Genomic DNA, 11,543 nt, shown 5'->3' on the forward strand with positions numbered 1-11,543 from the left:
TGTTAATCACTCTCCCCAATCGTTTGAATGATCGTCATCGTGACGCCGACGACGACGAAGTAGACACCTAGGTCAAATAACATGGCCGTATGCAAAGACGTTTTTCCGAACAATGGTAAATCAAAGTACCCATGGGCGTGGGTGAAGAACGGTACATTAAACAGTAAGGCACCGGACGCCGTCAAAACAGCGATCAACATCCCGACGGCTGTCACCATCTTGTAGTCGAACGGCAGGATTTGCCGAAGCGTCTTGATGTCGAAGGCAAGCAAAATCAACACGAGAGCAGACGCAGTGACTAGTCCACCGATGAATCCGCCACCTGGCGTATAATGTCCAGCGAAGAACAAGTAGACGGCAAACAAGAAAATAATGAAGGTGATGAACGTCGTCGCCGACTCTAGAATGACGTCATTCGTATTCTTTTTCATTGGTTTTTTCATTTGTCGATGCCTCCTGTTTTTCTGAAGTGAATCATCGCGTAGATGCCAAGACCAGCAATGGCAAGCACGCTGATTTCGAACAGTGTATCAAAACCACGGAAATCAACGAGGATGACGTTGACCATGTTTCCGCCAGCCGCCAATTCATACACGTTATCAATATAGTACTTAGCAATTGAGGCAAACGAGCGTTGGCTGAGTGATGACAAGGCAACGAGTGTCACGCTGAGACCGACCAATACTGAAATCGCAGCATTTCCAAGTTTAAATTTAATTCGTTCTTCTTTACGACTGATTTCCGGCATGTGATAGAACACTAGCAGGAACAGTGCGACAGAAACTGTCTCGATGACGAGTTGCGTCAAAGCGAGATCCGGTGCCCGGAACAAGACGAAGAACAAAGCGACCGAATAACCGGCGACTCCGAGCAAAATGATTGATGTCAAACGCGACCGAGCGAACGTGATCGAAAGCGCACTGCTGACGAGGACGAGCACTAAGATGATTTCGTAAGCGGAAATCGAGCTTAAGGGATCGACGTCGAAGGCGAAGGCATCGAAGAAAAACAGGCTCGATAACACAAGGAGGACAATGAATCCGAAAATATAAACGAGATAAGACCGCATGTATCCGGTCATGACCGCATCGTGAATCGCCGTCGAAACTTTTTCACCGCGGCGTAACAAGCCATCATATTGATGGTTCAGCGAGAAACTTTTCGGCATCCGGTTATAGAGTGACTGCCATTTCGGGAAGGTCTTGAACAAGATGAACCCGACCGTAATGATGATGACGGTGAAGAGAAGTTCAAGATTCAATCCGTGCCAAAGCTTAATGTGGACATCAATTTCACCACCAGCAGCTAGGACCTGCGGTAAGATCGCTTCGGCCGCCGGACGGATGATCGTTTCCGACAACATATTCGGGAAAAGACCGATCAAGATGACGAGTGAAGCCAAAATGATAGGTGAGATCAACATCCCGATTGGTGCTTCGTGTGGTTTTTTTGGTAACTGATCGTGCTGTTTTGGTCCAAGGAACGTCCGGTAGACGATCAGTAAACTATAAACAAACGTAAAGATACTTCCGACGACGGCGAAAAGTGGGAATAAGAAGCCGAACGTTTCCAAGTGGAATAAGCCGGATTCAGATACTTCGTTGACTCCAGTCAAGAACATCTCTTTACTTAGGAAACCGTTGAATGGTGGGACACCTGCCATCGACAATGTTCCAATCATCGCAATTGTAAACGTGACCGGCATCAATTGTGATAGACCACCGAGCTTACGTAAATCGCGTGTTCCGGTTTCGTGGTCAACGATTCCTGCCATCATGAACAAGCTTCCTTTAAAGGTTGCGTGATTAATCAAGTGGAAGACGGCCGCGACGGTCGCGATCGTATATAAACTGTCAGGCAATGCCTCGACCTGCAAGGCGGCGGCTCCTAAACCGAGGAGCGACATGATGAGACCGAGTTGAGAAATCGTCGAGTACGCTAATATTGCTTTTAAATCGACTTGTTTGACAGCGTTGAGAGATCCCCAGAATAGCGTGAACATTCCGACGCCAGAGACAAGATAGAACCAAAGTGGCGTCTCGGCAAAGATCGGACTCATCCGAGCGACGAGATAAAGACCGGCTTTGACCATCGTTGCCGAGTGGAGGTAAGCACTGACCGGTGTCGGCGCTTCCATCGCATCCGGTAACCAAATATGAAACGGGAATTGAGCCGATTTCGTAAAGGCTGCCAATAAAAAGAGGACGAGTGCCACAAGAAACATCGGATCATTACTGTACGTACCGAGTGTACTGAATGACTCGCGGATACTAAAGGAGCCGGATAGTAACGAAAGAATCGAGATTCCACCGAGCATTGAAAGTCCACCAAAGACGGTGATCAACATTGATTTTTGAGCACCATAGCGGGAACGTTCCCGTTCATACCAATACCCGATCAACAGGAATGAAGAAATCGAAGTCATCTCCCAAAACATGTACATGACGATCATGTTGTCAGAGAGGACGATTCCGAGCATCGCCGTCATGAAAAGAAGCAAGTAGACATAAAAATTATGCAGCGCCTCTTTTTTTGCATCAAGATAATAGACGGAATAGAGAACGACGAGCGTCCCGATTCCTGTGATCAACAGGGCGAACAATAGTCCGAGACCATCGATGTAAGCGACGAAGTTGATTCCGAGTGACGGGATCCACTGCATCGATTGCGTGACAGTCTCCCCAGCCATCGTCTGACTGATGTATTGACTAAAGTAAAGAACGAGCGAAAGAGGGACGAGCAAGACGAACCATCCCGTATGCACGGAGCGAAACTGTTTGTACAAGAATGGGATGAAGATACTAGCAAGTAATGGCAACAAGATGGCCAAATGAAGCAATGACACAAGATTCCCTCCTTTGAAATGAACCGAGTAAATGAAAGAAGGACTTCGTACGCAAGCGTTTGTTCTGCTTGGGACTTGTCCTCTCAGCCATATTCATTCGATTTTATGATTGAGCACCTGTTAAAAGTATAGCGTACATTTGCCGTCTCTGCATGACTAGAACCCTCATGAAGCAAAGGAGACCAGTGTTTTTAGATTGAAATATTAAATATGTAGAAACACGGGTGAAAAGGATTGAAAAAAATTTTTAGCCTTGGTTAGAAAGTGATTAATCTGCAATCATTGAGGGAACATTATTCAAGTAAGATCATTTACTATGGAAAGCAGGGGGAACCAAATCATGAATACTACATTAAAGCGCAGTCTGTTTGTAGGTAGCTTAGCCGCAGTGTCTGTTTTCGGAATCAAGCAATATAAACGTTCATGCGCGAAACAAAATCAAAGCATCAGTGATTCAGCTGAGCTCGATCGTCGTCCGAGTGTCGATCAAGGTCAAGATGAATCGGAAGTTGGCTTAACACAACTCGATTCTATCCAAAAAGCAGAGTGGCAAGCGAATGGTTTCCCGCAAACACATGCGGAACGTGAGCGTCTAGAAAACGAAGAAGTGTAAAAAAACAGCGCGTCCTGTAATGGGAGGCGCTGTTGACATGTATTAGAAAACCACTTAAGCACTCGTACTTTCGAGGGCTTGAATTCGTTCGCTATGGGCAGTATAGGATGAAAGATGTTCGAACTGATGTAACGTCAGTGTCGTCATCCGGCGTTGACCGGTGCTTGATTCGAGGAGTAAATACGCCTCGTTTTGATCTTCACCACCACCGTCGAAACGGATGTGAGCAGTAATTAGGCGACCATCGTTCGTCTGCATATAAATATCGTAACCACCAAAGTCGACCCGATTAAAGCGAGTAGCCTCGTTGACGATGTGTTTAAAAGTTTCAATGACTGCATATGACATGATTATTCCTCCTTCTTCTCTTACAAAACAAACGGGCTATTCCAAAGATTAACCGTTCCGATTAATAATTTTCCCATTAAATTGAAGAACTAAACATAAAAAAAGAATCTTTTTTTTGCTTGTCATGAAACGCGTTTCATATATGTATTTTGTAAATAAGGTAGCGCGTAATTGGAAGGATAGTTAAACCAAGCGTCAGCTAAAAAAGGAAAAAGCAGCCAAAAGGCTGCTTTTTTATCGTTTAAAGTTCAACGTTATGATAGACCTGTTGCACATCTTCTAAATCTTCGAGTGCATCGACCATTTTTTCGAATTGCTGCACATCTTCTTCAGATAAAGCGACTTCGTTTTGAGCGAGCATAACGAGCTCGGCAACTGAAAATTCCGTCACACCGGCATTTTTTAATGTTTCCTGGACCGTGTGGAACTGATCGGGTTCCGCGTAGATGATAACGGCTTCCTCTTCTTCTAGGATGTCACGGACGTCGATATCCGCTTCCATCATCAATTCAAGAACATCATCCGCCGATTTTCCTTCAAAAGCAAAAATGGCAGTCGCGTCAAACATATAGGCAACGGAACCACTGACACCCATGTTGCCTCCATTTTTCCCAAAGGCAGCCCGCACGTCTGAGGCCGTCCGGTTGACGTTGTTCGTTAATGTCTCGACGATGACCATCGAGCCGCTTGGTCCGAATCCTTCATAACGGAGAACATCGAAGTTCTCTTCCGCGCCGCCTTTTGCTTTTTCAATCGCCCGATCGACGATTGCCCGTGGCACGTTATACGTCTTCGCACGCTCGAGAACAACTTTAAGTGCTTGGTTTGATTCAGGATCCGGTTCACCTTGTTTCGCAGCGACATAAATTTCACGACCGAATTTCGCATAAATCCGGCTGGTGTTTTTGTCTTTCGATGCCTTTTTTTCTTTAATGTTATTCCATTTACGACCCATCAGAATCCACTCTCTCTTTCACATGACTTCGATTTTAGTTGGAAACCAGACGGCTTCCTCTGCGTTATCAGTATACATCAAAAACAGGGAAATACTGAATCAAAATGGTGAGGGAATAGCTGACTTTTTGCGGAAAACGTTTATAAGAGGTACGAAGTCGGGAACAGGAATTAAATCTATAGCTATTCTGAAGGGGTGACGGATCATTAATAAGCAGGCAGTTTTTCACCGGGCGATGTCGCCATATGTCTACAAGTACGATCAAGAAACAGTCCATATCAGGTTGACGACAGCAAAAGGGGATGTCGACCGTATCCGACTGATTCATGGCGATCCATACGAATGGGATGCAGAACGAGAAGAAGATCGGGACTGGAACTTTGATCCGGATAAAGAAAAGTTTTGGAAAACGCAACAAACACCGATGATTCGGACAGGTGCTGACGCGACGCACGACTATTGGTTCGTCGCCATAAAACCGAGTCGAAGACGTGTCCGTTATGGATTCGAGTTGTCGACTGCTGAGGAAACGGCAATCTACACGGAACGGGGATGGTACGACGAGATTCCGCTTGACCACCCCGGTTATTATTTTGCCGTTCCGTACATCAATGCAGTCGACGTATTCGATGCACCGGCATGGGTCAAAGAGACGGTCTGGTATCAAATTTTCCCTGATCGGTTTGCGAATGGAGACGTTACGAACGACCGACAAGGAACGGTCCCGTGGGCGTCGGAAGCACCGGCTTACGAGAATCACTTTGGTGGCGATTTTCAAGGTGTGATTGACAACATCGGTTATTTGAAAAACTTGGGGATCAACGGGATTTATTTCTGTCCGGTTTTCGCTGCACCCTCCAATCATAAGTACGACACGCTTGACTACTTGAAACTCGATCCTGCATTCGGGACGGAAGAGAAGTTTCGTGAGATGGTCGAATTGTTACATGCGAACGGGATTCGCGTATTACTCGACGCCGTCTTTAATCATGTCAGTGTCGACCACCCGACGTTCCAAGATGTCATCAAGCGGGGGGCTGATTCAGAATATGCCGATTGGTTCATGATTGATTCGTTTCCGATCGAGATGGACCCGCCGAACTATGAAGTATTTGCTTTTGAAGCCAACATGCCGAAGTTGAACACGGCGAATGCAGATGTCAAATCCTATCTGTTGAAAGTCGGACGATACTGGGTCGAAGAGTTTGGAATTGACGGCTGGCGGCTCGATGTCGCGAGTGAAGTCGATCATGCCTTTTGGCGTGACTTCAGAAAAGAAGTACGTATGGCAAATCCGGAAGCCTATATCGTTGGAGAATGCTGGACGGATTCGCAAGAGTGGTTGTTTGGAGATCAATTTGATGCCGTCATGAACTACGGACTGACGGAAGCGTTCTTGACCTTCTTTGCGACGCGAGAAACGACAGCCTCTGAATTTAGTGATGCCGTCGTCCGGAACTTGAACGGAAACGCGATGAACGTCAACGAGGTGATGTTTAACTTAGTTGGCTCTCACGACACACCACGTGCATTGACACGAGCGGGTGGCGATAAGGAACGGATGCGACTGCTGTTATTATCGCTCTTAACCTTCACGGGAAGTCCTGTCATCTATTATGGTGATGAAATCGGTATGACCGGTGGGCAGGATCCGGCAAACCGGAAATGTATGGAGTGGGATCAAGAAAAACAAGACACAGAACTGCTTAGCTACGTAACGGAATTGATTGCGTTACGAAAAGCCCATCCGGCGCTCGCGAATGAAGCATCGTATGTCTTTGAGCAAATCGATGACGAAAAAAATCAGTTCGTTATCCGGCGCTCCTCACCACATGGGGACTATCTCATCCTCATCAACAATGGGGAGAAAGAAGCGCGGTTCGAATTTTCAGGACGTGCAGTCAACTTACTGGACGGAACAGAGTGGGCTGGTGAAATCAACGTAGGGCCAATCCATGGGACGATCTTACAAATAAAGAATGGATAAGAAAAAGGATTGGCGCAATTTTTGCGCCAATCCTTTTATATTGTCAGCTGAAAAAGCGATGAATCAGTAAACCGCTACGCAGTTTTGGTTCGAACCACGTCGATTTTGGCGGCATGACTTGATTTGCATCCGCGACTTGCATCAAATCCGTCAAGTCGGTCGGATGTAAGTGAAAGGCAACTGCCATCGTCCCGTGATCAACGAGTTGTTCTAGTCCAGCATACCCACGGATGCCACCGACGAATTGAATCCGTGCATCGGTCCGAGGATCTTCAATCCCTAAAAAGGGTGTCAAAAGTTCATGCTGAAGGATAGAGACGTCAAGATTGTCTTTGACAGTCGTCTGTTGCGCCGTGTAATCGAGCGTATACCATTGTTGCTTAAGATACATCTCAAACCGGTGTTTTTGCGTCGTCTCAGCACGACCAACCGTCACGGTGAAGCGTTGACTGATCCGTTCGAGTAATTCGTCGACCGATTGTCCGTAAAGATCTTCGACAGCGCGATGATACCCCATGATCTTTAATTGATCACTTGAGAAGGAGACAGCAAGGAACAGTTGTGCCTCTTCGTTGTCCGGATGTAATTTTGCAACTTTTGATGCCGCTTCTGCCCGGTGATGTCCGTCCGCGATGTACAGTGCGTCATGACGAGCAAACTGACTCCCAATCGTCAGCATGTCAGAGCGATTTGTAATTTTAAAGATTGTATGTTCAATCCCGTCCTCGGTGGTGAACTGATAGAGCGGGACATTCGTACTCTGTTCTGCAACGATTCGATTGAGTTCATCATCCGGTTGATGGGCGAGTAGGATGGGGCCGGTATGTGCCTCTAACGCATCGATTTGACGGACGCGATCTCGCTCCTTATCAGGACGCGTAAATTCGTGTTTACGGATGAAGCCGTCGTCGTAATCAGTTACGGACACGCAACCGACAAAACCTGTTTGGACATGTTCGCCATCACGGAGACGATAGAGGTAATAGCATTCGTCTTCGTCAAGCTTTAGGATTTGACTATCGCGTGCATCCTTGAAGTGGAGGGCAGCTTGTTGATAAACACGCATGTCGTGCTCATCGATTAGATCAGGTAGCGTCACTTCAGCTTTGTCGATCCGAAGGAAGGATAAAGGGCGACGGCGTACCTCGACCCGTCCTTCAGCCCGGTTGAAGACATCATAAGGTAGCGAAGAGAACGTTTCTGCATATTTGCTTTGTGGTCGTAGTGCCTGGAAAGGTTCGAATGTTGGCATGAGATCACTCCTTTAAAGTAGTCGCGTTTTTAAGATGCCGGGAATCGCATCGAGCTGTGTCAAGGAAATCGTTTCGTCAAGATGGTTATCGATGTCGATGATCGTATAGGCAATCGGCCCTTTGCTACCGTTAATCATGTTCGCGATGTTAATACGCTCCGTCGCGAGGACAGAAGCAATCTGACCGACCATGTTCGGAATATTTTGATGGGCAATCGTCAAGCGACGTTTACCTGAATCGGCGAGTTCGACTGACGGGAAGTTGACGGAATGACGGATGTTGCCGGTCTCAAGAAACGTTTTTAGCTGATCGACGGCCATGATGGCGCAATTTTCCTCCGCTTCAGCCGTCGATGCCCCGATATGCGGCAACGGGATGACGCGCGGTAATGATAAAATGAAGGCATTCGGGAAATCGGTCACATAGTTCGCGAGGCGACCAGATTTCAGGACGGTTGCGAGTGCAGCTTCATCAATCAACTCACCACGCGAAAAATTAAGTAGCGTCGCACCTTGCTTGACTTTCGACAACAAGCGTTCATCGAGCAGGTGATGTGTTGCATCGACGAGTGGAAGGTGAAGCGTGACATAGTCACTCGTCGCAAGAAGTTCTTCAAGATTCGTCACCCGATGAATTTGATTTGAGACCCGCCATGCGGATTCAATCGACATATGCGGATCGTAACCGGAAACGGTCATCCCTAACTCATGCAGCGTATTAGCAAGATTTGCCCCGATTGCCCCGAGGCCAACGATGCCGATTCGTTTACCTAACAGCTCTGTCCCGACAAATTGCCGCTTGTTGGCTTCGATCCGTTCCGGGATGTCTGGTCCGCGTAAATTATTCGTCCAAAGGATACTCGGTATCAATTTTCGGGCTGTTAAAAAAAGACTGGCGATGACGAGTTCCTTAACGGCATTCGCATTCGCACCGGGCGTCGAAAAGACGGGGATCCCACGATTTGCGAGTTGGTCGAGCGGGATCGTATTGACACCGACGCCAGCACGGGCGACCGCCTTCAAGGAGTCGGCGAACTGCATCCCGTGTAAGTCCTTGCTGCGAACGAGGAAAGCATCTGGTGCCTCAACTTGGCGATGGACGTGGTAATCGTCCGTAAAGCGACTCAGTCCTTTTTCAGACAAATCATTCCACAACTGGATTTGGTACATTTAACGTTCCCCCTGTTCAAATTTACGTAAGACGGATAGTAAAGCTTCGACACCAGTGGTCGGCATCGCGTTATAAAGGCTAGCCCGCATACCGCCGACAGAACGATGTCCTTGTAGGTTCACTAAGCCGTGTCGTTCGGCGTATGCGATAAAGGCATCGTCTAAGGCTTGTTGTCCTGTCGAAAACGGGATGTTCATCAAACTTCGATCTGCGTGAGCGACTTGATTCGAAAACAGGTCGGAGTGGTCGAGCGCATCATAAAGCGAGGCGGCTTGAGCACGGTTGCGTGCCGTGATTGTCTGTAATCCGCCCTCTTGTTTTATCCATTCGAGAACGAGTTTCGTTAAATAAATACTATACGTAGGTGGTGTATTGTAGAGTGAATGGTGTTTCGCATGAACGTCGTAACGTAAGTATGAACCGAGAGCAGAAGTCTGCTCGACTAAACTTTTTTTGATGATGACAAGTGTCATACCGGCAGCACCGAGGTTTTTTTGGGCGCCTGCATAGATGACGTCGAACGCGCTGACATCAATCGGTTCTGATAAAATTGATGAAGAAAAATCAGCGACGAGCGGGACGTTGACACGTGGAGCTTCCTGAAAAGTCGTCCCTTCAAGCGTGTTGTTCCATGTCACGTGTAGATAATCGGCATCCGAAGTAAAAGGACCGGCCGGAATCGACCGATAGTGATCGTCTCGGGAAGAGGCGATGATGCGTGTCGATGCATAAGGAGCAGCATCGGCAATCGCCTTTTGCGACCAGCCGCCCGTATCGATGAAGTCGACACGATGAGTCGTCGCAAGGTTCAGTGGCAACATAGAGAATTGGAGCGTTGCGCCACCCTGTAAGAACAAGACATCATAGTCTGACGGCACTTCAAGCAGTTCGCGGACGAGCGACGTTGCATCGTCTAAGATTGCTTCGAATAGGGCGGAGCGATGACTGAGCTCGAGGACAGACTGATGGGACCCTCGATAATTCAATAATTCCGATTGTGCTTTACGTAAGACAAGTTCAGGTAAAACGGCTGGACCTGCGGAAAAGTTAAAAACAGTCATCCAATTCCTTCTTTCTCGTTAATTTTCAGAAAATACATGCAACTTCAGTGTAACGGAATGAAAACGGATTTTCAAATTGCTTTCAGATAGATTTCAAGTACCGAATTCGAATAAATAAAGAGGCTGACTCAAAAGTTGCTCCAAAACCAATTGCAGTGACGGACGGTTCCGGTTTTACGCGGCTTTTACAGAATAAAACGGAAGAGCTCGCACCGTCAGATACAAATAGGCCCGTTTCCCTGTCCATAGTGAGCAGGGAAACGGGCTTTTGTCTCACCCGAGAAAAAGTGAGAGAGCCATTCCTTGTTAAGGCCGTTGATCGTCATCGCAGTAAATGAGAGGAGTGGATCCATGTCATTTAATTTTGATCAAGCGACGTCGCTTGCGAAAAATGCCACTTCCAGCCTGTGTCCGTCAGTTGATAAAGAGAAACGATACGAAAACGTCCTACATAAGACGTCGTCCCATATTGAAACTGGTCTTCTGTCAATGTTTGTACCAAGGCAGTCGTCTCAAAAAGCTCGACAGTCATCGATTCATCTATAGAAGAAACCCATTTTATCAAATCAACGTCAACATAGTGGTCTAAATAAGTTTCTGCGTCGAATTGTCGTCCAAGTCCATCGATGAACGAGAAACTAGGAGTTAAAAGTTCGTTCATCGCTTCTCGGTTTCCAGCCATCAAATGGTCGTGTCTTGCTTGTAAGACATGTTGCAGTTGTTCTTGTGTTGAGAGTTGCATGGAAATTCTCCTTTCTATACGTATGAAGTTTATCATGAATGAAATTAAAAAAAGACCTTGCATCAGCAAGGTCTTAAAAAAATTAAAGTTTAGTAACGTTAGTTGCTTGCGGTCCGCGTTGGCCTTCTTCAACTTCGAAAGAAACCTCTTGACCTTCGTCAAGTGATTTGAAGCCATCAGTTTGGATAGCTGAGAAGTGAACGAAAACGTCGTCGCCGCTTTCACGTTCGATGAAGCCAAAACCTTTTTCTGCGTTAAACCATTTTACTGTACCTTGTTCCATGTGTGTTGCCTCCTGCGTGCGACTGAGTCACACTGATTATTACTACCGTGATCAATTTCATCGAGTTAAAGCGTAAACTTTGTATCTCCACCGAACAACAATAATTACTTAATAATATACCATGCTCATCGGAAGAAAGAAAGGGTAATTTCAAAAAAAATAAAAAAAGAGGATTTGCATCAGCAAATCCTCTAAGGAAATTAAAGTTTAGTAACGTTAGTTGCTTGCGGTCCGCGTTGGCCTTCTTCAACTTCGAAAGAAACCTCTTGACCTTCGTCAAGTGATT

The 11,543-nt window shown here is 46.7% G+C and carries 12 protein-coding genes; 2 read left to right on the forward strand and 10 right to left on the reverse strand.

The window, feature by feature from the left end:
* Nucleotides 1-2: 2 nt before the first annotated feature.
* The gene (locus tag KNQ02_RS04745; RefSeq protein ID WP_200872396.1) at nucleotides 3-443 is read right to left on the reverse strand and encodes a Na(+)/H(+) antiporter subunit B; all 441 of its coding nucleotides are present in this window, start codon (nucleotides 441-443) and stop codon (nucleotides 3-5) included.
* A complete protein-coding gene (locus tag KNQ02_RS04750; RefSeq protein ID WP_088837239.1) occupies nucleotides 440-2,845 on the reverse strand; it encodes a Na+/H+ antiporter subunit A in 2,406 nt (801 codons plus the stop codon). The genes KNQ02_RS04745 and KNQ02_RS04750 overlap by 4 nt, the downstream gene beginning before the upstream one ends.
* A 340-nt stretch (nucleotides 2,846-3,185) precedes the next feature.
* Here KNQ02_RS04750 and KNQ02_RS04755 point away from each other — a divergent pair, with 340 nt between their 5' ends.
* On the forward strand, nucleotides 3,186-3,458 hold the full coding sequence (locus KNQ02_RS04755) for a hypothetical protein (RefSeq protein ID WP_088837238.1): 273 nt from the start codon (nucleotides 3,186-3,188) through the stop codon (nucleotides 3,456-3,458).
* A gap of 54 nt (nucleotides 3,459-3,512) precedes the next feature.
* Here the strand turns inward: KNQ02_RS04755 and KNQ02_RS04760 are convergent, their stop codons facing one another.
* Entirely contained in the window at nucleotides 3,513-3,806 is a 294-nt protein-coding gene (locus KNQ02_RS04760) for a hypothetical protein (RefSeq protein WP_088837237.1), read from the reverse strand.
* A 241-nt stretch (nucleotides 3,807-4,047) separates the two neighbouring features.
* Entirely contained in the window at nucleotides 4,048-4,761 is a 714-nt protein-coding gene (locus tag KNQ02_RS04765) for a YebC/PmpR family DNA-binding transcriptional regulator (protein ID WP_029330405.1), read from the reverse strand.
* 205 nt (nucleotides 4,762-4,966) lie between these two features.
* Here KNQ02_RS04765 and KNQ02_RS04770 point away from each other — a divergent pair, with 205 nt between their 5' ends.
* Nucleotides 4,967-6,748 (forward strand): glycoside hydrolase family 13 protein, encoded by a 1,782-nt coding sequence (locus KNQ02_RS04770; protein WP_214807413.1) that lies wholly within the window; start codon nucleotides 4,967-4,969, stop codon nucleotides 6,746-6,748.
* A gap of 43 nt (nucleotides 6,749-6,791) precedes the next feature.
* Here KNQ02_RS04770 and KNQ02_RS04775 read toward each other — a convergent pair whose 3' ends face one another.
* The 6 genes from KNQ02_RS04775 to KNQ02_RS04800 all read right to left on the reverse strand — a co-directional run.
* The gene (locus KNQ02_RS04775) at nucleotides 6,792-8,000 is read right to left on the reverse strand and encodes a DUF1015 domain-containing protein (RefSeq protein WP_214765061.1); all 1,209 of its coding nucleotides are present in this window, start codon (nucleotides 7,998-8,000) and stop codon (nucleotides 6,792-6,794) included.
* Between the two features lie 12 nt (nucleotides 8,001-8,012).
* The gene (locus KNQ02_RS04780) at nucleotides 8,013-9,170 is read right to left on the reverse strand and encodes a phosphoglycerate dehydrogenase (protein ID WP_088837234.1); all 1,158 of its coding nucleotides are present in this window, start codon (nucleotides 9,168-9,170) and stop codon (nucleotides 8,013-8,015) included.
* Entirely contained in the window at nucleotides 9,171-10,232 is a 1,062-nt protein-coding gene (gene serC, locus KNQ02_RS04785) for a 3-phosphoserine/phosphohydroxythreonine transaminase (protein WP_214807384.1), read from the reverse strand. It abuts the gene before it with no gap.
* 358 nt (nucleotides 10,233-10,590) lie between these two features.
* The gene (locus tag KNQ02_RS04790) at nucleotides 10,591-10,974 is read right to left on the reverse strand and encodes a nuclear transport factor 2 family protein (protein ID WP_088837232.1); all 384 of its coding nucleotides are present in this window, start codon (nucleotides 10,972-10,974) and stop codon (nucleotides 10,591-10,593) included.
* Nucleotides 10,975-11,056: 82 nt separating this feature from the next.
* Entirely contained in the window at nucleotides 11,057-11,257 is a 201-nt protein-coding gene (locus KNQ02_RS04795) for a cold-shock protein (protein ID WP_029330387.1), read from the reverse strand.
* A gap of 200 nt (nucleotides 11,258-11,457) precedes the next feature.
* Nucleotides 11,458-11,543 (reverse strand): cold-shock protein (locus KNQ02_RS04800; RefSeq protein ID WP_214771847.1); only part of this gene is annotated, 86 nt, incomplete at its 5' end.

The organism is Exiguobacterium sp. s102 (assembly GCF_018618635.1).
GTDB lineage: Bacteria > Bacillota > Bacilli > Exiguobacteriales > Exiguobacteriaceae > Exiguobacterium_A > Exiguobacterium_A oxidotolerans.